Annotated in this window: 14 protein-coding genes; 11 read left to right on the top strand and 3 right to left on the bottom strand. The window is 69.6% G+C overall.

Translation table 11 applies throughout. From position 1 onward, the window contains the following. Positions 1–104 precede the first annotated feature (104 nt). Both JRI60_RS13275 and ftsZ read left to right on the top strand, forming a co-directional pair. A complete protein-coding gene (locus tag JRI60_RS13275) occupies positions 105–7,196 on the top strand; it encodes a CARDB domain-containing protein (RefSeq protein WP_204226217.1) in 7,092 nt (2,363 codons plus the stop codon). Positions 7,197–7,442: 246 nt separating this feature from the next. Beyond that, positions 7,443–8,657: a cell division protein FtsZ gene (gene ftsZ, locus JRI60_RS13280; RefSeq protein ID WP_204226218.1), complete on the top strand. Its 1,215-nt coding sequence runs from the start codon at positions 7,443–7,445 to the stop codon at positions 8,655–8,657. Between the two features lie 40 nt (positions 8,658–8,697). Here ftsZ and JRI60_RS13285 read toward each other — a convergent pair whose 3' ends face one another. Beyond that, complete coding sequence (locus JRI60_RS13285; RefSeq protein WP_239470489.1) at positions 8,698–9,075, bottom strand: hypothetical protein; 378 nt, start codon at positions 9,073–9,075, stop codon at positions 8,698–8,700. Between the two features lie 124 nt (positions 9,076–9,199). Here JRI60_RS13285 and JRI60_RS13290 point away from each other — a divergent pair, with 124 nt between their 5' ends. The 3 genes from JRI60_RS13290 (at position 9,200) to JRI60_RS13300 (ending at position 11,618) form a co-directional block, all read left to right on the top strand. Continuing rightward, on the top strand, positions 9,200–10,549 hold the full coding sequence (locus tag JRI60_RS13290; RefSeq protein WP_204226219.1) for an acetyl-CoA carboxylase biotin carboxylase subunit: 1,350 nt from the start codon (positions 9,200–9,202) through the stop codon (positions 10,547–10,549). A gap of 71 nt (positions 10,550–10,620) precedes the next feature. Then, the gene (locus JRI60_RS13295) at positions 10,621–10,833 is read left to right on the top strand and encodes a biotin/lipoyl-binding carrier protein (RefSeq protein ID WP_204226220.1); all 213 of its coding nucleotides are present in this window, start codon (positions 10,621–10,623) and stop codon (positions 10,831–10,833) included. Positions 10,834–10,844: 11 nt separating this feature from the next. After that, the gene (locus JRI60_RS13300; RefSeq protein WP_204226221.1) at positions 10,845–11,618 is read left to right on the top strand and encodes an enoyl-CoA hydratase/isomerase family protein; all 774 of its coding nucleotides are present in this window, start codon (positions 10,845–10,847) and stop codon (positions 11,616–11,618) included. A gap of 21 nt (positions 11,619–11,639) precedes the next feature. Here JRI60_RS13300 and JRI60_RS13305 read toward each other — a convergent pair whose 3' ends face one another. Both JRI60_RS13305 and JRI60_RS13310 read right to left on the bottom strand, forming a co-directional pair. Further along, complete coding sequence (locus tag JRI60_RS13305; protein WP_108074968.1) at positions 11,640–12,233, bottom strand: response regulator; 594 nt, start codon at positions 12,231–12,233, stop codon at positions 11,640–11,642. Between the two features lie 83 nt (positions 12,234–12,316). Then, positions 12,317–14,116, bottom strand: coding sequence for an FHA domain-containing protein (locus JRI60_RS13310; RefSeq protein ID WP_204226222.1), 1,800 nt, complete (start codon positions 14,114–14,116; stop codon positions 12,317–12,319). A 236-nt stretch (positions 14,117–14,352) separates the two neighbouring features. On the opposite strand from JRI60_RS13310, the gene JRI60_RS13315 reads away from it, so the two are divergent. The 6 genes from JRI60_RS13315 (at position 14,353) to JRI60_RS13340 (ending at position 22,030) form a co-directional block, all read left to right on the top strand. Further along, the gene (locus JRI60_RS13315) at positions 14,353–15,132 is read left to right on the top strand and encodes an outer membrane lipoprotein-sorting protein (RefSeq protein WP_204226223.1); all 780 of its coding nucleotides are present in this window, start codon (positions 14,353–14,355) and stop codon (positions 15,130–15,132) included. Beyond that, positions 15,129–16,595, top strand: a complete 1,467-nt coding sequence (locus JRI60_RS13320) for a DUF1302 family protein (protein ID WP_204226224.1) — start codon at positions 15,129–15,131, stop codon at positions 16,593–16,595. The genes JRI60_RS13315 and JRI60_RS13320 overlap by 4 nt, the downstream gene beginning before the upstream one ends. A gap of 188 nt (positions 16,596–16,783) precedes the next feature. Beyond that, positions 16,784–19,081: an ArnT family glycosyltransferase gene (locus tag JRI60_RS13325; RefSeq protein WP_204226225.1), complete on the top strand. Its 2,298-nt coding sequence runs from the start codon at positions 16,784–16,786 to the stop codon at positions 19,079–19,081. After that, a complete protein-coding gene (locus tag JRI60_RS13330) occupies positions 19,078–19,995 on the top strand; it encodes an ABC transporter ATP-binding protein (protein WP_204226226.1) in 918 nt (305 codons plus the stop codon). The genes JRI60_RS13325 and JRI60_RS13330 overlap by 4 nt, the downstream gene beginning before the upstream one ends. Positions 19,996–19,997: 2 nt before the next feature. After that, on the top strand, positions 19,998–20,798 hold the full coding sequence (locus JRI60_RS13335) for an ABC transporter permease subunit (RefSeq protein ID WP_204226227.1): 801 nt from the start codon (positions 19,998–20,000) through the stop codon (positions 20,796–20,798). A 179-nt stretch (positions 20,799–20,977) separates the two neighbouring features. Continuing rightward, positions 20,978–22,030 (top strand): SPFH domain-containing protein, encoded by a 1,053-nt coding sequence (locus JRI60_RS13340; protein WP_204226228.1) that lies wholly within the window; start codon positions 20,978–20,980, stop codon positions 22,028–22,030. The last annotated feature ends 14 nt before the right edge of the window (positions 22,031–22,044 follow it).

The following is a 22,044-nucleotide window of genomic DNA, read 5'->3' on the forward strand; positions in this document are numbered from 1 at the left end:
CAGAGGAGACGGCTTGTGCCGTCCGCTCCATGCCGGTAGAGCGGCATGCGGATGAGTGCGTCCACCCGGCGGCGAGGTGGTCGCTTGCAGAGGGGGATGACCGAATGAGCAGGAATGGCAGATGGACCTTGGTCCTCGTCGCCGCGAGCACGTTGCTCGGCGCCGTGGGCTGTGGTGGAGCACGTGAGCCGGAGGCCGCACCCGAGGAGCCGCGGGCCCTGGCACAGGCATTGAGCGGGGGTCCGGACTTCTTCATCCAGCAGGTGAGCGCACCGCCGAGCGTGTTGGGCGGCGGCTCGCTGCGGGTGGGCGTCACGGTGTGCAACCGGGGCGGTGCGGTTGGCAACCCGGGGATGGTGGAGCTCGTCCTGTCGAAGGACGCGATCATCACCGCGGGGCAGGATATGCCCATCGGGACGGTCTCGTTGGCCACCCTGGTGCCGGGCGAGTGCGCCGCGCGCGAGGTGCTGGTCACCGCCAATGCGGCCACGGGCTCCTGGTTCGTGGGGGCGATCGCCGACCGGGCAAAGCAGACAGCGGAGCTCTCCGAGACCAACAACACGCTGGCCGGTGGTCAGGTGGGGGTTGGCTCCCTGCCGGACTTCGTCATCCAGGAGGTGCGTGGTGTGCGCGCCAGCGCGCAGCCCGGCCAGTCCATGCAGGTGAGTGTCGTGGTGTGCAACCAGGGCACCAAGCCCGACAGCACGACCTTGACCCTGATGCTGTCTCCGGACGAGGCCATCACGACGACCGACCAGTCCATCAGCGGCAGCGTGTCCATTCCGACGATGAATCCAGGGGTGTGCGGCGTGGTGAGCATCACTGGCACCGTCCCATCGGTTCCCCCGGGAGCCTGGTACCTGGGCGCCTACGCGGACCGGAGCAATGCGAGGCCGGAGCTCATCGAGACCAACAACGGGCGCGGCACGCTCCTGGGCGTGGGCCTCCGGCCCGACTTCGTCGTCACCGCGATGACGGAGGTTCCCCAGGTGGTGGCGCCGGATGCGTCCTTCACCACGTTCGTCACGGTGTGCAACCCAGGCACCGCCAGTGGCAGCGCCCTGGTGGAGCTGTTCCTCTCCAAGGACGCGGTCCTCTCCAGGGACCAGGATGTTCACGTGGGCTCGTTCCCCACGAGCACGCTGGCTCCCGGTGCGTGCACTTTCATGCCGGCCAAGGTCATCGCCACCGTGCCCGCGGCCTCGCAGGGAGAGCTCTACCTGGGGGCCCTCGTCGACCCCTCCAACTCCGTTCCGGAGCTCATCGAGAGCAACAACACCTTCACGGCCGGCACGCTGGCCGTGGGAGACAGGCCGGACTTCGTCGTCGCCGCGTTGACGGGGCCGGTCTCCGCGACACAGGGCGACCCCCTGGGGGCGACCGTGACGGTCTGCAACCAGGGCAGGGTGGGAGGCTCCACGGAGGTGGAGCTCTACCTGTCCAAGGACGCGGTCATCCTCCCTCCGGCCCCAGTGGCCGGTGATGGGGACGTCTTCGTCGCCCGGGCTTTCGTGGAGCCGCTGAATCCGGGCCAGTGCCGGACGCTCGCGGTGGCCGGCCCGGCGTCCTTCCCCTACTCGTTCCCGGATGGTGAGTACCGCCTGGAGGCCATCGTCGATCCGCGCAACACCGCGCCGGAGCTCTTTGACGGCAACAACTCCCGGGCCGGTGACCTCCTGGCGGTGGGGACGGGGCCGGACTTCGTCATCCGCGAGGTGAGCGCGCCCGCGAGCGTGAGCTCGGGGGCGCCCTTGTCCGTCTCCCTCACGGTGTGCAACCAGGGCACCGTGCCGGGCAGCTCTTCCGTGAGGCTGGTGCTGTCTCCCGACGCGCGGCTCTCCCCTCCCGGGTCCGCGATGGAGGCGGGGGACCAGTCCCCGCAGGCCCTGCCAACGGGCACCCTGCCGCCGGGCCAGTGCGTCCCGCTGGTGACATCGTTCCCCGCCAGTTTCCCCTCGGGACCGTGGTACCTCGGCGCCCTCATCGACCCGAACAACGACGCGTGGGAGCTCGTCGAGAGCAACAACGTGTCCATCGGTGGGCTCGTGGGCGTGGGGACCCGTCCGGACTTCGCCGTCACGAAGGTGGTGGGGCCGGCGAGCGCGCGGCCGGGTGAACCCCTCTCCGCGTCCGTCACGGTGTGCAACCAGGGCACCGCGAATGCCGAAACAGAGGTGAGGCTCCTGCTGTCGCCCGACGCGGTGCTCGACCCGCTGTCCTGGCAGCTGGTCACGGTGGTGGAGAGCGCCACGGGTGTGCTCGCGCCGGGGGCCTGCAAGGAATTCCCGATGAATGGCACCGCCCCCGCGCTCGAGGGCCCGTTCTACCTGGCGGCGATCGCGGATCCGCTCGGTCTCTGGCCGGAGTTCATCGAGAGCAACAACTCCCGCGTGGGAGGCCCGCTGGGGCTCGGCAATCAGCCGGACCTCGTCGTCACGGAGGTGACGGGGCCGGAGCGCGTGCGGCCGGACGAGACCTTCACCGCGTCCATCACCGTGTGCAACCAGGGGACGGTGGGGGTGAGCACGGACGTGGCGCTCCTCCTGTCCAGCAACGAGGCCGTCACCCAGCCGGGGACGCCGGGACAGGATGGGGACGTGGAGCTCGGGGGGGTCTCGGGGCCCCTGGTGATGCCAGGGGCGTGCATCAAGGTGCCAGTGCAGGGCACCTACCTCGCCAGCAGCGGCCTTCCGCCAGGGGAGTACCACCTGAGCGCCATCGTCGACCCGGGCCAGAAGCTGGTGGAGTTCCTCGAGAGCAACAACGCGTTCGCGGGGAACCGGGTGGGGGTGGGGGACGCACCGGACTTCATCGTCAAGACCGTGACGGGAACCCAGCAAGCGAGGCCGGGCGACTCCTTCCCGGCCTCCGTCACGGTGTGCAATCAGGGCACCCTGGCCGGTGACGCGGAGGTCGCGCTGGTGCTGTCGTCCGACCCGGTCATCACCGGACCCCGGTCTCCCGGTGGGTCGGATGTCTCCGTGGGCCGGGTGTCCCCTGGCTACCTCCCTCCCGGGCAGTGCACGACGCAGCGGCTGAATGCGTTCATCGAGTCCTCCCTGCCCGAGGGCTCCTGGTACCTGGGCGCCGTCGTGGATCCGCTCGACGTCCGGCGTGAGCTCTTCGAGCGCAACAACACGCGCGCGGGAGACGTGATGGGGATTGGCGACCGGCCGGACCTCGTCGTCACGAAGGTGGTGGGGCCCGCGAGCGCGCGGCCGTACACGACCTTCACGGTGTCCGCCACGGTGTGCAATCAGGGCACCCAGCCGGGTAGCGCCGACGTGGGCTTCCTCCTCTCGCAGGACGAGATCCTGACCGTGTCGAGCTCCTCGGCCGACCTGCCGATCAGCAGCGCCTCCGTGGACGTGCTCCTGCCGGGGGCGTGCGCCTCGGTGTCGGCGCAGGCCTACGCTCCGATCGCCGGTGTGGCCTGGCACCTGGGGGCCGTCGTGGATCCGAACAACTCCCTGCTGGAGCTGTCCGAGAACAACAACGCGCGCGTGGGGGACCTGATGGGGATCGGCGACGGGCCGGACTTCATCGTCACGAAGGTGACGGGCCCGGTGAACGCGAGGCCGGGGGAGACCGTCACGCTGTCCGCCACGGTGTGCAATCAGGGCACCACGAGCGGCAGCACGGACGTGATGCTGCTGCTGGACACCTCGCCGAACCCGCCGCAAGGGGGGGGCCTCCCGCTCGGGACCGTGTCCGTGGGGATGCTGGAGGCGGGGAAGTGCACCACGGTGTCCCTGCGGACCAGCTTCCCCGAGGGCTCCTGGTACCTGGGCGCGAAGAGCAATCCGTTTCTCTCCCAGGCGGAGCTCGTCGAGAGCAACAACGTCCACATGAGGGGCCCCCTGGGCGTGGGGACCGGGCCGGACTTCGTCATCCAGGAGGTGACCGCGCCGTCGAGCATGATACCGGGCCACTCCTTCTCCGTGTCCGCCACGGTGTGCAACCAGGGCTTCGCGGAGGGCCTCACGGACGTGGGCTTCTTGGTGTCGTCCGACACGGTGCTCACCGGCCCCGGGGAGACGAACGAGGGGGGAGACATCTTCCTCGGTTCGTCCTCCCAGGTCTTCCTGGCGGCGGGACAGTGCGCCCCGGTGTCGCTGTCCGGCTGGTTGCCCTACGCGCTCTACGACTTCCCGGGGACGTATTACCTGGGAGCCGTCGCGGACGTGTTCAAGCAGGAGCTCGAGCTCGTCGAGCTCAACAACGCCTCCGTCTCGGCCCCGATGGGCGTGGGCTTCGACCCGGACTTCGTCGTCCAGGAGGTGACGGGTCCGGCGACCGTGCGCTCGGGGGAGTCGTTCCGCGTGACCGCCACGGTGTGCAACCAGGGGACCTGGGACGGCTTCACGGACGTGATGTTCGTGCTGTCGTCCGATCCGGACATCTCCCTGCCCTCGGGGTCTCCGTCGCAGGGGGGAGACGTGTTCCTCGGGAATGTGTCGCTGGGCGTCCTGCAACCGGGACAGTGCGTTCCCGTGGAGTGGGCGGGCGGCAGCTCGCTCCAGGGGCCTTGGTACCTGGGCGCCATCGTCGACCCGGGCAACTTCCAGCGGGAGCTCATCGAGAGCAACAACGCACGAGCGGGCGTCCGGATGGGGTTCGGTGATGGGCCGGACTTCGTCGTCACCCGGGTGACGGGACCGGGGAACGTGAAGCCGGGTGACGCCTTCACCGCGTCCGCCACGGTGTGCAACCAGGGCAACACGAGCGGCGCCACGGACGTGGCCGTCCTCCTATCCCGTGACGAGGTCATCCTTCCGCCGGGCACGCCGCTCGCGGAGTGGGACGTGCTGCTCGGGAGCGCGGGCGTGGGCACGCTGGAGCCGGGGCAGTGCGCCACGGTGCCGGTGTCCGCGCAGGCTCCCTCCTCGGCCGAGGGGCTCTGGTATCTGGGAGCCATCGTCGACCCGGCCAATGGTCAGCAGGAAGTGCTCGAGCACAACAACACGTCCTCGGGCAGCCCGCTGGGCATCGGCGATCGGCCGGACTTCTTCGTCACGGCGGTGAAGGGGCCCGCGAGCCGAGTACCGGGAGTCCTCTTCACCGCGTCCGCCACGGTGTGCAACCAGGGCACCGTGAGTGGTTCCACGGACGTGGCCCTCCTGCTCTCCCCGGATGCGGTCATCACCCTGCCGGGGCAGCAGGGTGGGGGAGACACCCTCGTCGGGAGCGCGGTCGTGGGTCCGCTGGAGCCGGGGCAGTGCGCTCCGGTGCCGATGTCGGCCCAGGCCCCCTCCCTGCCCGATGGGGCGTACCACCTGGGCGCCATCGCGGACCCGGCCAACGGTGTGCAGGAGTTCGTCGAGAGCAACAACGCGCACGCGGGTGACCTGATGGGGGTGGGTCATGCGCCGGACCTCATCGTCACGGCGGTGACGGGGCCGGTGAGCGTGAGGACGAGTGATTCCTTCACCGCGTCCGTCACGGTGTGCAACCAGGGCACCGAGTGGGGTCATCCGCGCGTGGCTGTCTTCGTGTCTCCGGACCCGGTCATCACCGGACAGGGGCCGTCGTCCGATGACATCCCCGTGGGCACCTACTACGTCGGGAGCCTGGGACCCGAGCACTGCGACACGGTGCAGGTGCAGGCCATCCTCGACGCCATGCCCGAGGGCACGTACACGCTGGGCGCGGTGGTGGACCCGGACAACGAGGCGTTGGAGTTCATCGAGAGCAACAACGCGCACGCGGGCAGTCCGGTGAGGATCGGCAACGGGCCGGACCTCGTCATCCAATCGGTGACGGGACCGGCGAGCGTGGAGCTGGGGGCGTCCTTCCAGGCACTCGTCACGGTGTGCAACCAGGGGACCGAGGCATCCAGCACGACGGTTGTGCTGCTCGCGCTGTCAGCGGACGAGGTCATCGCCCCTCCGGGTCAGGGTGACTTCTGGCCTGGCAATACGTCCGTCGGTCCGTTGCCTGGAGGCCAGTGCGTCACGGTGCCGGTGTCCGCGCAGGCCTCCGTCGCCCACGGGCTGAGCGAGGGCGTGTATCACCTGGGGGCCTTCGTCGACCCGTATGAACAGCAACCGGAGCTCTCCGAGAGCAACAACGCGCGCGCGGGAGGACTGTTCGCCATCGGCGTCGGGACGGACTTCGTCGTCACGGCGGTGACGGCGCCGACGAGCGTGGCGCTGTGGTCGAACCTCGCCGCGTCCGTCACGGTGTGCAACCAGGGCACCCGGTACGGGAACGCGAGCGTGAACCTCGTCCTGTCGAAGGACACCTCCATCGACTGGCCGGGCTCGCCCGGAAGTGACGACCTCATCCTCGGCGGCGCGTCCGCCTATCTGTCTCCCGGCGCGTGCGACACGCTGTCGCTGACGTCCTATGTCTCGGTGCCCGAGGGCATGTACCACGTGGGGACCCTCCTCAGCGCTGGCGGCTGGGAGCAGGAGCTCATCACGAGCAACGACTCGTACCGGAGCGGCCGGGTGGGCGTTGGGTACCAGCCGGACCTCGTCATCGAGACCGTGTCCCTCCCGGCGCGCTTGCAGCCGGGTGAGTCGCTCAGCGGGTCCGCGACCGTGTGCAACCGGGGCGTCCAGGACACCTCCTCGGACGTGGTGCTCGTGCTCTTCAACGACGCGTCGCCCACCGCGCCCTATGCGCCGTACGGGGACGTGTGGCTCGCCAGCGGGTACACCGGGCTGCTGCCCGCGGGGCAGTGCGTCCCGGTGCAGGTGTCCGGGAGCGTGCCCTACCTGTCGGGGGCCTGGCGCATGGGTGCCTTCGTGGACCCGGACGGCGACACGCCGGAGTTCTTCGAAGACAACAACGTGTTCGTGGGCGGCGAGGTGAGCATGGGGACGGGAGTGGACTTCGCCGTCACCGCGGTGACGGGGCCGGCGAGCGTCCGGCCGGGGTTCTCCTTCGATGCGTCCATCACCGTGTGCAACCAGGGGGACGAGGCGGCCAGCACGAGCGTGGAGCTCGTCTTCTCCTCGGACACCTCCGTTCGTTCGTCGTCCCAGTACCCTGGGGATGTCTACGTCTCCAGTGCCACCACGGACCTGATGCTTCCGGGGCAGTGCAGGACGATTCCGCTCTCGGACCAGGCCCCCTCCCTGGCGAAGGGGAGCTGGTACCTGGGCGGCATCGTGGACCCGGCCGGGCAGCATGTGGAGCTCCTGGAGGGCAACAACGCGCTCGTGGGCGGTACCGTGTTGTTTCAGTAGTCCCGTAACGTGCTCGCGCGGTCGGGTGAAGAGACCTCATCGCGCGAGTCAAGAGGTGTGATGCACCCACCGCGCCGCACCGACGGCGCGGTGGTCCTTCCGCGTAAGTGCCTGTGACGACTTGGCACGGCAACGTCGCGCTACATGTTCGTAGCTGAGAACTTGCCAAAGATCGCGACTTGCTGAAGATGGTGTCTGCAGGGGCGCGCGCGGGCACGTGCGACCTGCGCTGAAAGAAGGAACAACATGGACCAGTTCGACCAGAACAAGCAGGCCGCAAAGATTCGTGTCGTCGGCGTCGGGGGCGCTGGCTGTAACGCGGTCAACACGATGATCATGGCGAAGCTTGAGCGGGTCGACTTCATCGCCGCGAATACCGACGTGCAGGCCCTGGCCGCCAACAAGGCGCCCGTGCGGTTGCAGCTCGGCCAGACCCTGACCAAGGGCCTCGGCGCGGGCGCCAACCCGGAGATGGGCCGCGAGGCCGCGCTCGAGTCGCGCGATCAGATTGCCTCCATGCTCGAGGGCGCGGACATGGTCTTCGTCACCGCCGGCATGGGCGGTGGCACCGGCACGGGCGCGGCGCCCATCATCGCCGACATCGCCAAGAGCCTCGGCTGCCTCACCGTGGGCGTGGTCACCAAGCCCTTCCTCTTCGAGGGCAACAAGCGCCGCAAGCAGGCCGAGCAGGGGCTGGTGGAGCTCAAGGCCGCGGTGGACACCCTCATCACCATCCCCAACCAGCGGCTGCTCACCCTGAGCAACGAGCCCATGCCGCTGCTGGAGACCTTCAAGCGCGCCGACGAGGTGCTCCTCAACGCCGTCCAGGGCATCTCGGACCTCATCCAGTACCACGGCTACATCAACGTGGACTTCGCCGACGTGAAGACCATCATGAGCGACAAGGGTCTGGCGCTCATGGGCACCGGTCATGCCTCCGGCGACAAGCGCGCCCTCAACGCCATGCAGCAGGCCATCTCCAGCCCGCTGCTGGAGGACGTCTCCATCGACGGCGCCACCGGTCTGCTCATCAACATCACCGGCGGCCGCGACATGACCCTCCAGGAGGTCAACGAGGCCCTCACGCTGGTGCACGACGCGGCCGACGGCGAGGCGGAGATCATCTTCGGCTCGCTCATCGACGACAACATCCGCGACGAGGTGAAGATCACCATCATCGCCACGGGCTTCGTGTCGCGCGATGCGAAGGTGCGTCAGGTGCCCCAGGTGGTGCAGGTGCCGGTGGTGTCCCGCCCCACGCCCGCCTCGCTGACCGCGGCGCGCGAGGAGGTCGCCAGCCTGGTGCCCGCCAAGGCCGGTGCTCGGACGATGGCCTCGGTGGATGGGCGCTCGCTGGCCAACCGCACCGCGGTGGTGAAGGACGCGGCGCTGCCCCTGGACGAGGACCAGTTCGACATCCCCACCTTCCTGCGCCGCCAGGGCCAGACGGAGATGCCGTGAGGCGAGGGCCCCGGTCCGCGAGGGCTGGGGTCTTCCCGAGCTAGCGCCCGGGCAGACGGGCCACGTTCGCCGCCCGGTGGTGGCGCCCGGAGAGGGCGTCACTGCGCGACAGCAGCGTGTCCAGCTCGCGGTAGAGCTCGTCGATGCGCTCGGGCAGCCGCGGCGCGGGCACCACTCCGTCGCCGGAGAGCTGCTCCAGCAGGGAGTCCGCGCGCTGCAGCAGTTGGTGGGCGCGCAGCAGCGCCCGGCCCGCCCGAGTCCCCTGGGGCGAGAAGAGCGTGCCCCCCTGGTAGAGGGCCTCGACGGCCGCGCGGTTGGTGCGAAGGCGCTCGGCCACTCGCGCCCGGTACATCTCCAGTCGCCGCTCTCGGCGCGCGCCCTGGAGATCCACCACTGTTCCTGTCGTGGAGGGCTTCACGGCCAGGGACGCTACGCCATTTACCTACATGCCCGCAACTTCCCGGCGGGAGGCACGTTGTCTCCTTGTCAGGTCGAGGGTGGGGGTTTAGGTTGCCCCGCCTCACACGGAGGGGTTGCCAGCCATGTTCAAGAAGCTGCTCATCGCCAACCGGGGTGAGATCTCCCGGCGCATCAACACCGTGGCCAAGGGGATGGGGTTGTCCACCGTGGCCGTCTATTCGGACGCGGACGCGGAGCTGCCCTTCGTGCGCGAAGCGGATCAGGCCGTGCGCCTGGGCCCCGCTCCGGCCAAGGACAGCTACCTGAACATCTCCGCCATCCTCGAGGCGGCGAAGTCCACGGGCGCCGACGCGGTGCACCCCGGCTACGGCTTCGTCTCGGAGAACGCCGAGTTCGCCAACGCGTGCAAGGACGCCGGCATCACCTTCGTGGGTCCGCCCCCCGAGGCGATGCTGCGGATGAAGGACAAGAGCCAGGCGCGCAAGCTGGTGGCCGCCGCCGGTGTGCCCATCGTCCCCGGTACCGAGGACGTGCTGCCGGACGTGGCCTCCGCGCTGGCCGCCGCCGAGAGCATCGGCTACCCGGTGCTGTGCAAGGCCGCGGGCGGTGGCGGTGGCATCGGCATGGCCGCGGCCAACAACCCCGCCGAGCTGGAGAAGGTCTTCCGCCAGTGCACGGACCGCGCGAAGGCCGCCTTCGGCCGCGAGGGCGTGTACATCGAGCGCTACTTCCCGGCCCCTCGTCACATCGAGGTGCAGATTCTGGGTGACCACCACGGCCACCTCATCCACTGCCTGGAGCGCGAGTGCTCCATCCAGCGCCGGCACCAGAAGGTGGTGGAGGAGGCCCCGTCGCCGCTCTTCGCGGACGGGCGCAACGCGGAGCTGGCCCAGAAGCTGTTCACCGCCGCCACCACCGCGGCCAAGGCGTTCGGCTACGCCAACGCCGGCACGGTGGAGTTCCTCTACTCGGACGGCAACATCTACTTCATCGAGATGAACGCCCGGCTCCAGGTGGAGCACCCGGTGACGGAGCTGACAACGGGGTTGGATCTCATCGGCTGGCAGCTGCGCATCGCCTCCGGCGAGAAGCTCACGGTGAGGCAGGAGGACGTGAAGCGGCGCGGGGCCGCGCTCGAGTTCCGCATCTACGCGGAGGACCCCGTGAAGTTCTTCCCCTCGCCGGGCCCGCTCAAGGTGTACCAGCCGCCCACGGGCGAGGGCGTGCGCTTGGACTCGGGCTACGCCGAGGGCAACACCGTCACCCCGAACTACGATCCGATGATCGCCAAGCTCATCGTCTCGGGCGCCACGCGCGACGAGGCCATCGAGCGCTCCATCCGGGCGCTGGAGGGCTTCCGCATCGAGGGCATCAAGACGAACATCCCCCTGCACCTGCGCATCCTGAAGGATCCGGTCTTCCGCGCGGGCGACCTGAACACGCGCTTCCTGGAGCAGCACGCGAAGCCGTAGCCAGGGGCGGTGGCACCCTTTCCACTCAACACGCAGAGCACACGCAGCACCCCTTCAGAGGAGCACAGCGTATGGCGGACGTGGCGGCGCACATCACCGGGACGGTGTGGAAGATCGAGGTGACGGTCGGGCAGCAGGTCAAGTCGGGCGACACGCTCGTCATCCTCGAGTCCATGAAGATGGAGATGCCGGTGGAGGCCACAGAGGACGGCACGGTGAAGGAGATCCGCTGCAAGGAGTCCCAGCCGGTCAACGAGGGCGATGTCCTCGTGGTGCTCGGCTAGCGGGACGCGCGGTGCAGCCGTCCGCCCTGCATGTGGAGGATCGGGACGACGGCGTCCGCGTCCTCACCCTGTCCAACCCGGCGCGGCGCAACGCGCTCGATGATGGGCAGGTGGCCCGCCTGGACGAGGCGCTGGCTTCGGCTCCCGGGAAGGTGCGCGCCGTGCTCATCCGGGGCGAGGGTGGGGCCTTCTGCTCGGGCTACGACCTGAACCTGCTGTCGGCGCCCACCGGGGACCGGCTGCCGGACGACGCGCTGATGGCGTGCCTCTCGCGGCTGGAGTCGCTGCCACTGCCCAGCGTCGCGCTGGTGCGGGGCGCGGCCTTCGGGGCGGGCTTCGACCTGGCGGCCTCGTGTGACTTCCGGGTGGGCGCGGAGGACGCGCTCTTCAGCATGCCCCCGGCGCGGCTGGGCATCGTCTACTCGCCGGACGGGCTGACGCGCGCGGCCCGGCTGGTGGGCGTGGCGCGCGCCAAGAACCTCTTCCTCACCGGACGGCGGCTGGACGCGAAGGAGGCGCTGGCCTGGGGGCTGCTGGACGAGTGCCTCCCGGCGGCCGACGCCGAGACGCGGGCCCTGGAGCTGTGCCGGACGCTCGCGGCGCAGGCTCCCCTGGCGGTGGCGGGAATGAAGGAGACCTTCCGGCTGCTCACGCGCCCGGCGCTGTCCGACGAGGAGCGGGCGCACCTTCGCGAGGTGCGGGCCCGCGCCTTCGCCAGCGAGGACGCGAAGGAGGGCAGGGCGGCGTTCCTCGAGAAGCGCACGCCCCGCTTCCGCGGCCAGTGAGGCTGGCCGCCCCCTGACGGCTCAGGTGTCGCCGAAGAGCTCGCCCATGCGCAGCTGCAGCGCGGAGGCGATCTTGTACAGCGACGAGATGGACGCCGAGGACTCGGCGCGCTCGATCTGCGACAGCAGCGACACGGACAGACCGGTGCGGCGCGCCAGCTGCTTGAGGGTGAGGTCCTGCGTCTTGCGCGCATCGCGGATGGTGCGGCCGATGGCGCGGTGCAGGTCCGCCTCGGGGTCCTGCGACAGACCCTTCTTGGCCAGCGCGTTGCGCACGGCACCGAGGAACTGGTCCGGCTCCATCGGCTTCTTCACGTAGTCACTCGCCTGGTTCTTCAGCGAGGCCACGGCCGTGTCGACGGTGGGGTACGCGGTGGCGACGATGACGGCCACGTCGGTGTCGTACTTGCGAATCTGCTCCAGCACCTCGGTGCCGGACATGACGGGCATCATCATGTCCAGGATGACGAGGTGGAAGTCCGCACTGCGGAGGATCTCCACCGTCTTGGTGGGGTCCGTCGTGGTGACGACGTCGTAGCCCTCACGCATCAGCACGAGCTTGAGGTAGTCGCAGTTGTCCTGCTCATCATCGACCACCAGGATACGAATCTGCACGAACCTTCTCCTCCCGTGTGGGGTGGAAGCGAGCGGCCCGGGGTCGTACGCCATGGGGGTGGCGCACGGAGGATTCCCTCGGGCTACTTGCCGCCGCCCTGTTGTTTTCGGCTCTTCTCGTATTCCTCGAGCATGTTCTTGACGGTAGGCGCCATCTGGTGATCCGGCGCGAGCCGCAGGAAGTCTCGGTAGTACTGGGCGCCTTCATCGAAGCGGCCGAGCTGGGCGGCCGTGGAGCCCTTCAGCATGTAGCAGGGTGCGTAGGTGGGGTCGGTGTCGATGCACTTCTTGAAGAGCCGATCCGCCTCCCGGTACTGCTGCTTGCGGTTGAGGACGCGACCATCCTCGAAGAACTTCTGGGCCTGCTCCCGGGCCGGGTTGGGTTTGGCCTCGTCCGGCGTCGTGGGGCGGCGCGCCGTGCCCGTGTCGGGCTTGTCGCTGGCGGGCTTGGTGGAGCCGAGCGCGGCGTCCACCTTGGCCTTCAGCTCGGCGTGCTCCGGGGCGAAGGCGAGCGTGCCCTCGGCGGCCTCGAGGTGCTTCTGGGCCTCCGCGTGGCGGCCCGCGTCGAACTCCTTCTGCGCCAGGTCCAGGCTCTGCTTGGACTGCTGCTCGGCACGAGCCTGGGTCAGCAGCTCCTCCGCCTCGGTGGGGCGCTGGCCGTTGGCGTCCTTGATGGTCTCGAGCGTGTCGACGGCCTTGTCGAAGTCACGCGCGTCGATGGCCTCGCGGGCGCTCTGGAGCTTCGCCGCCAGCTGCTGGGCGGGATCGGCCGGCTGAGTGCCCGTGCCGTTGGCCGGGTTCTGCGCCTGGGTGGGCTCGGTCGGCTCGGGCCGGGTGTCCACCACGGCGGGCTTGTTGGGCTGGGTCGTGTTGCCGTTGCCCGAGGACTGGCCGAGCACGAACCAGACCGCGCCACCGCCCCCGAGCAGGGTGACGGCCGCGACGGCCACCAGCAGCGACTTCTTGGAGCCCTTGGCGGCGGTCTCGTTCGCCAGTCCCTTGGCGTTCTGGCCGGGACCGATGAAGCGCAGCTTCACGTGGCCGAGCTCGATGAGATCGCCATGCGCGAGCGGGGCCTGCGCGTAGCTCTCGCCGTTGACGCTCATGCCGTTGGCCGACTGCATGTCGATGATGCGCCACTCGCCGGAGTCCTCGCGGACGATCTTGGCGTGCGTGCGCGACAGCGACCGGTGGTCGAGCACGATGTCGTTGTCATCGGTGCGGCCGATCCGCATCTCCGTGCGGATGCAGGCGAACTCCTGGCCCTTGAACTCGGCGCTCACCCCCAGCAGGCGCGGGGCATCGTCCGCCGCCACCGCCTGGACCTTGCGCGGCCGGTTCATCTCCACCTGATCCAACCGGATCACCGCGGTGGAGTGACGGCGCTGGTCCTCCGGGGAGGGCGTGGTGGAGGTGTCCTCCTCCTGCTCCTCCTCCTCGGCCGGCGCGGAATGCTCCGCTTCCTCCGGCTCGACGTCGGACATGGTGGGGGGCGGCTTCGCGCTTTGAGCCTCGGCCATGGCCGCCTGCAATGCCACGGCGGGCATGCGCACGGTGGGCGCACCGGCACCGGGAACGGCACCGGGCTGCGCGCCCTCCTGCTGCAGGGCCAGATCGTAGTCACCGATCTGGATGAGGTCTCCATCCGCGACCTGAACCTGGCCCTGGATGCGCTCTCCGTTGATGCGCACGCCGTTGTAACTGCCCAGGTCCTCCACCAGAACGTGGCCGTTCTGGCGTAGCAGGCGCGCATGACGACGCGACACGTTTCGTTCGGTCAGGCGGATGGTGTTTCCTTCCTGACGGCCGATCGTGATCTCGTCGCGTGCGAAGGGGACTACAGTCTTTCGCCCCTCGTCGTCTTCGATGATGAGCTTCAGCACGGGTTGGGTCCCCTTACAGCTATAGCAGAACGTCCCCCGGTACCTCAAGGAGGGCATCCACCCCAAATGACAGGGCTTTTCCCGCACGAAGCGGCCTCGCCCGGTCGGTTGTCTATCGGACAGATGGCCGAGGGGGTCGGATCAGGGCTCCCGCATATAAGGAGGGAAGAGGCGTCCGGGAACCCCCCGCGTGGAAGGGGCTGGCGGCCGGAGTGGGTGGGATAGAGTCCGCCCCCATGCGGAAGATCATCAGCTGCCTCCTGTGCGCCGTGGCCGTGGCGCTCCTGGTGGCTCCCCCGGCCCGGGCCGAGGAGTCCGCCGCGGACATCGCCCGCCGGAGCCGTGAGCGAGGCGCCCTCAACCTGCTCGGACTGAGAGCGGAGCTGAAGCTCACCTCGGTGACGAAGGACGGCCGGCGCAAGGAGCAGGTGCTCACCTCGACGGCGAAGCGGGTGGAGGGGCGGCTGTGCTCCCTGGCTCGCTTCTCCCAGCCGGCGGGCGTGGCCGGGGTGGCGGTGCTCTCCATCGAGGGCGCGAAGGGCGAGCCGTCCGACATCTCGCTCTACCTGCCCAAGCTGAAGCGCGTGCGGAAGGTGGCGAAGGGGCAGCGCGGCCAGTCCTTCATGGACACGGACTTCAACTACGCGGACCTGGGCGGTTCCGGCGGCGAGCGCGATGAGTCGCTGCGGCTGGCGGGCGAGGCGAAGGTGTTGGATCGCCCCGCCCATGTGCTGCGCGGCCAGGCGGGACCGGACTCGCCCTACGGAGAGGTGACGCTCTACGTGGACAAGGAGACGGACGTCCCGCTGAAGGCCGAGTACTCGGATCGCGAGGGCAAGCCCTTCAAGGTGTACCGCGCCGTGCAGCTCAAGAAGTTCAAGGACCGGGTCGTCGCCTCGCAGTCCGTGATGGAGAACCTCCAGACGGGCTCGAGCACGACGCTGGAGGTGCTGAAGCTGGAGGAGGTCCAGCTCGGCGACGAGGCCTTCACCGAGCGGGCCTTGGAGCGCGGGTGAGGCACGGCGCGACGACACTGCTGGCCCTGGTGCCCGCGCTGGCGCTCGCCTCCACGCAGGAGGCGGGTGCGCCGCTGGAGGAGCTCTCGTCGGGAACATCCGCCGTGCCCGAGGTGCGGGTGAGCGGCGATGTGCGGCTGCTGGCGGGCGTGGACACCGGCTTCGAGGCGCGCCGCGAGGACGGCCTGAGCGAGCACGTGGTGGACGGGTGGGGGAGGGCGTCGCTCGTCACGGACGTGAAGCTGAGCTCCACCCTGCGGGCGGTGGTCGAGGGGCGGGCCCTCTGGCGCGGCGGGGCCGAGAAGGGCCTCGAGCGGGCGAAGTCCTCCTTCGAGCCGTACCTGGGCGAGGCCTTCCTCGACGTGTACACGAAGTGGGTGGACGTGCGGGTGGGGCAGCAGACGCTGGCCTTCGGGGCCAACACGTTCTTCGCGCCCTCGGATCTCTTCAACCCGAGGGACCTGCGCCAGGGCTTCGTGGTGCAGGAGCCGGAGGACCTGAAGCTGCCCGTCTTCGCCGCGCGGGCGCTCGCCACGGTGGGGCCTCTCACCGTCACCGGCGTGTGGGCGCCCTTCTTCGCCCCGAATCGCTACGACGTGTTCGGCCAGGACATGGCGGCGCTGCAACCGTCGCTCGGGGTGGCGGTGCCCCTGTCGGTGAAGCCCTCGGTGGAGGACTGGTTGCAGCCGCGCCTGCTGGAGACGGAGCGGCCCGGCCTGCCGGGGGACCTGGGCCTGCGCGTCACCGGCGACGTGGGCCGGGTGAAGCTGGGCGGCTCCTGGGTCTGGGCCAACGAGAAGCTGCCCCAGGTAACGGTCGACCCGGAGCTGGACGCGCTGCTGCGAGCCCAGCAGCGCGGTGAGCCGGCGGACACGGCCCTGCTCCTGTCCCTTCAGGAGCGGGTGCGCTCGGGCGAGTCGCTCGTCACCGGCCGCTACGCGCGCCAGCATGTGGTGGCCGCCGAGGCGAGCACCCTGGTGGGGACCGCGCAGCTCGACGTGGACGTGGGCTTCAGCCCTTCTCGAACGTTCTACGGAGACCGGCTGCGCCCGCTGCGCAAGCCCGCGGCGACGTGGGTGGTGGGCGTGTCCCAGGCCGAGGAGTCGGACCTCGTCTACTCCGTCACCTATACCGGGCTCGCGGTGCCGCGCGTGGGCGAGCAGGAGCTGCTCTTCCTGCTGGAGCCGGGCACGGCGCGAGGACGGGAGCACACGGCCTTCCTCCACCTGCTGGTGGGCGACGTGGCGTACTCGCTCCTGGGAGGACGGCTGGAGGTGGGGCTGCGGGGGGCCTTCGAGCCCATCCAGCGCTCCTTCCTCGTGGCGCCGCGCGCGGCCTGGCGGGTGAGCGAGCGGGTGCACCTGGGGCTCTCGGCCGAGGTGTACGGTGGCCCGTCCTACAGCCCCTTCGGCTACTTCGGCCGCAACGACCAGGTGCTCGCCTCGCTGCGCGTGTTGCTGTAGCCCATGCCCCCGCCTGGAGACCGGCCCGGCGAGGGGAATGTGGCGAACGGATGTGCGTTCCCGGGCACGAGGCGCGGCAGACTGGGTCCCCCAGCTCCGGCCGAGGTCGACCGGAGCGGGAGGCAGGGATATAAGGCCGCGACCCGCGCCGGATGCGCGGGCCCGAGCAGACGGAGGCGTGTTTCCCCGTGGCGAGTGACGGACCCCAGCAGCAGGAACCGCGGACGTTCACCGAGGCCATCCTCGGTCAGGGCATCCACCAGGAGTCATGGGCGAAGCGCTGGATGGCGCTGGAGCCCTCGCTGCGCGTGGCGTTGGCGACGGCCATCTTCGCGGCGCTGCTCTTCATCCCCTACCTGGGCGCGGTGGGCCTGTGGGACCCGTGGGAGACGCACTACGGCGAGGTGGGGCGCGAGATGCTCCAGCGCCGCGACTACGTGTTCCCCTTCTGGGAGAACGCGTGGTTCTTCTCCAAGCCGCCGCTCACCATGTGGATGCAGGCGCTGGGCATGCAGGTGGTGGGCACGCTGCGCTCCGAGGGGGCGCTGGGCCTCTACACCGAGTGGGGCATGCGAATGCCCTTCGCCCTGCTGAGCATCGCCGCGGTGTCGCTGCTGTCGATGGCGGTGGCGCGCGTGGTGAGCCGGCGCGCGGGCCTGGCCACCGGCTTCGTGCTGGCCACCATGCCGCTCTACTTCCTGCTCACCCGGCAGACGGTGACGGACACGCCCTTCGTCACCACGCTGGTGTGCGCCATGGCGTGCGCGATCATCGGCCAGCTCGACGAGGACATCACGAAGCACCGCGCCGCCTGGTGGTACGCCTTCTACGTCTTCGCGGGCCTGTCCACCCTGGCCAAGGGCCTGCTGGGCGTGGGCCTGCCGGCCGTCATCCTCGTCCTCTACGCCCTCTTCGCCGTCATCCCCTATGACGGGCCGAGCCTCAACGCGCACCTGCGCTGGCTGCTGGAGCCGGCCTTCCGCGCCGAGGTGCGCGAGGGCAAGCGCGCCATGCCCGTGCTGTGGGCGCAGATGTACAAGATGAAGCTGGGCACGGGCATCCTCGTGTTCTGCGCGGTGGCCGTGCCCTGGTACCTGGTGCTGAGCCTCTTCCAGGGCGTGGACGACGAGGGCAAGCTCTTCTGGTACCGCTTCTTCATCCACGACCACCTCAACCGCCTGGGCGCGGGCGTGCACACCACGACGCCGGGCGGCACCTTCATCTACTTCATCGAGCAGGGCGGCTTCGCCATCTTCCCCTGGGTGGCGCTGGTGCCGGGCGCCTTCGCCGTGGTGTCGCGGCTGCAGGTGCGCTCGAAGAAGAAGTCGGACCACCTGGCCCTCATCGCCGCGCTGTGGGTGGCCTTCTCCTTCACCCTGCTGGCGTCCTCGGCCACCAAGTTCCACCACTACGTCTTCCCGGTGCTGCCGGGGATGGCCGTCCTCATCGCGCTCTTCGTGGACCGGTTGTGGGAGGAGGGCATCTCCACCCATGCGATGAGCCTCGTCTTCGGGCTCGTCCTCTTCATCCTCGTGGGCCACGATCTGGCCAACAACCCGAAGGACTTCACCGACCTCTTCGTCTACAACTACGACCGGCCGTACCCCTCCGAGCTCGTCACCAAGCCCATCGCGATGTTCGCCTCCCGCCCGCTGTGGATGGGCGACATGCTGGCGCTGGTGCTGGTCGGCGTGGGGGCCTGGCTCGCGGTGGGGGTGTTCCCGGCCAAGACGCGGGGCTCCTCGGTGGCGGCTCGCGCGGTGGCGCTGCTGTGCCTGCTGGTGGGCGGCGCCTTCCTGCTTCCCCTGGCCTCGCGCGGCACGGTGGGCGCCACGTGGCCGCTGGGCGTGGCCCTGTTCCTCCTGGGCGCCTGGCTGGCGTGGAATGCCTACCAGGCGGGTGAGGAGTCGCGCACCGGGTTGTGGGTCTCCGCCACCGCCTTCCTGATGGTGGGGGCGGTGCTCTTCGCGCGCTCGGTGCGGATGCCGGCGCCGAGCGACTCGCTCCTCAAGAGCCTGTCGGAGCCCGTCAACGTGAAGATGGTCATGGGCTTCACCTTCGCGGTGGCCGGGGCCCTGGCCGTGGTGGCGGCGGTGCAGCGCTCGCGGGTGCTGCTGTACGGCACCTTCTGGGGGCTCGCGGCCGGCTTCGCCCTCTGGTTCAACTGGGGCCACTGGGTGGACCTGTCCCACCACTGGACGCAGAGGGACCTCTTCTGGCGCTATTACGCCCAGCGCAAGCCGGACGAGCCCATCGCCGCCTTCCTGATGAACTGGCGCGGGGAGACGTTCTACTCGCGCAACCAGGTGAAGCAGGTGCGCGAGGTGGGCAAGCTCAAGCCCTTCGTGGAGCAGCCCGGCCGCGAGTGGGCGCTGGTGGAGCACAACCGGCTCGGGCTGCTGCGGCAGACCGTGGGTGCCAACAAGGTCGTCACCGTCATCGACCGCGACATCAACAACAAGTTCATCCTGGTGACCGTCGATTGAGTGGCATCTCCGTCCAGGGCCTCGCCAGGCGCTTCGGCGCGCGCACCGCCGTCGAGGGGCTGACCTTCGACATCCACCCGGGCGAGGTGTTCGGCCTGCTGGGGCCCAACGGGGCGGGGAAGACGACCACGGTGCGCATGCTCACCGGCCTCCTCCAACCCTCGGAGGGGGAGGCGCGCGTGTGGGGCCACTCGGTGCGCTCGGATGGGGAGGCCCTGCGCCGCGTGGTGGGGCTCCTCACCGAGCAGCCCGGCCTCTATGAGCGGCTCAGCGCGCGCGACAACCTGCGCTTCTTCATGAAGCTGCACGAGCTGGACGAGCGCGCGGCCTGGCCGCGGGCCCTGGCCTACCTGGAGCGCTTCGGGCTGGCGGGCCGCGAGAACGACCCCAGCGGGAGCTTCTCCAAGGGCATGCGGCAGAAGCTGGCCATCGTGCGCACGCTGGTGCACGACCCCCAGGTCATCTTCCTGGACGAGCCCACGAGTGGATTGGACCCCGAGTCCGCGCGCACGGTGCGTGACGCGGTGGCGGAGCTGGCGGCGGAGGGGCGGACCATCGTGCTGTGCTCGCACAACCTGGCCGAGGTGGAGCGGTTGTGCACGCGGGTGGCGGTGGTGAAGGGGCGGTTGCTGGCGATGGCGCCGGTGAGCGAGCTGCGGCGTACGGGCAGCGCGCTGGAGGTGAAGGTGGAGGGCGAGGCGGGGCGCTTCGTCCCCGCGCTCTCCGCGCTGCCCTTCGCGCCCAACGTGCTCGCCGAGGGCGGGAGGCTGCGGGTGATGCTGGCGGACGAGGAGCAGGCCCCGGACGTGGTGGCGTGCCTGGTGGGAGCGGGGGCTCGGGTGCGCAGCGCGGTGCCGGCCCAGCGTCCGCTCGAAGAGGTCTACCTGGAGCTCATCCGCGAGGGGAGGAGCTGAGCATGGCGTTCCATCCCCGGCGCGCGCTGGCCGTCTTCTGGAAGGACTTCCTGGACCTGCGCAGGAACCCGTCGCTGCTGCTGGCCATGGCGGCGCTGCCCATGGTGCTGGTGGTGGTGCCCATCGGGGTGGTGTGGACGTACGTGCACAACCCGGACGACCCCGGCCTGCGGGTGGTGGCGCTCTACTACAACCCGAACCTGCCCCTGGGGGCGAGCGCGGCGCGCTACCTGGTGGACCGCACGCTGCTGGACTGGTTCGGCATGTTCCTGGTGATGCCGGTGTTCGTGCCCATCCTCATCTCCTCGCAGAGCGTGGCGGGGGAGAAGGAGCGGCGCACGCTGGAGCCGCTGCTGGCCTCGCCAGTGACGGCGGCGGAGCTGGTGATGGGCAAGAGCCTGGCCTCGCTGGTGCCGGCGGTCATCATCACCTGGGTGGCCTTCGCGCTGCTGTGCGTGGGGGTGGACGTGGTGTCGTGGCCGCTGGGGCAGGGGCTGATGATGCCCAACGCGCTATGGCTCTTCGGGGTGATGGTGCTGGCGCCGCTGTTCGCCTTCTTCGGCAACGGGGTGGCGGTGCTCATCTCCGCGCGGGTGGCGGACGCCCGCACGGCGCAGCAACTCTCCGCACTGGTGGTGTTACCGCTGGTGGGACTGGTGGCGGGCCAGGTGGCGGGCTTCCTCACCGCGGGTGCGGCCTACTACGCGCTGCAGGGGGCGGTGGTGCTGCTGCTGGACGCGGGGCTGCTCTGGGCGAGCATCCGCCTGTTGGACCGGGAGCGCCTGCTGAGCCGGTGGGGGTAGACGAGCGGACGAACGTATGCCGGGTTGACTGGCCAAGGGTGCGGAACCTCTGGCATGTTCGAGCGGCAGGCCGGGGGAGGTGCGATCGGCGGGCATGCAATGGCCCGGGACGCTATCCGTTAGAGGGGTAGGTGGGCCCCCGGTAGGTCGACGCGTTCTCTGGAGGCGACGAAAGCACGATGGGATTCTTCGGTACGATCAAGGACGAGGCGAAGCGTAACTTCATCGCGCGCGCTGACGAGGCGAAGGGCGAGATTGTCTACAAGTATCCGGAGAAGAACATCCGGATGCTCACCCAGCTCACGGTCGATGCCGACGAGGTCGCGCTCTTCGTGAAGGACGGGCGGGTGGAGGGCAAGCTGGGACCGGGCCGGCACCAGCTCGACACGAGCAACATCCCGTTCCTGTCGCGGCTGGTGGAGGGCTTCACCGGCGGCAACCTGTTCATCTCCGAGGTGTTCTTCGTCTCCACGCGGGAGTTCACGGGCGTGAAGTTCGGAGGCCCCATCGGTGACGTGAGGGATCCGGAGACGGGGCTGGGCATCGGGACGATGGTGTACGGCGACTTCTCCCTGCGGGTGACGGAGCCGGAGAAGCTGGTGGTGGGCCTGGTGGGAATGGGCCGCACGAGCAACGCGGAGTTCCTGGGGTGGTTCAAGAACCAGGTGCTCAAGGTGACGCGGGACCGCATCGCCGAGCTGCTGGTGAAGAAGAAGTGGCCGCTGCTGGACGTGACGAGCGGCGCGTACACCGAGGAGATCGAGACCGAGGTGATCGCCGGCCTGAAGCCGCACGTGGACACCTACGGGATGACCGTGGTGCGGATGGGCAACTTCCACGTCAGCATCAAGGAGGAGGACGAGGCGACGCTGAAGAAGCTGTCGAAGGACGTGGCGTACTCGCGTCTGGCGGGCGGCTTCCAGCAGTACGCGCAGGGCCAGGCGATGCTGGGTGCATCCGAGGGCATGGCCAAGGGTGGTGGCGGTTCGGATGGAGCGCTGCAGGGGATGGGGATGGGGATGGGCTTCGGGATGGCCCAGATGTTCTCCAACCAGCAGCAGCAGAATCAGCAGCACCAGCAGCAGCAGCCTCCTGCGGCTGCGGCGGCGGCTCCGGCGGACACGAGGAGCCCGGCGCAGCGGCTGAAGGAGCTCAAGGAGCTGAAGGACGCGGGAGTGCTCACGGACGACGAGTACAACGCGAAGCGAGCCGAGCTGATGAAGCTGCTGTAGTCAGCCCCTCCCCC

Origin of the sequence: Archangium violaceum (genome assembly GCF_016887565.1) — a bacterium.
Classification (GTDB): Bacteria; Myxococcota; Myxococcia; order Myxococcales; family Myxococcaceae; genus Archangium; species Archangium violaceum_B.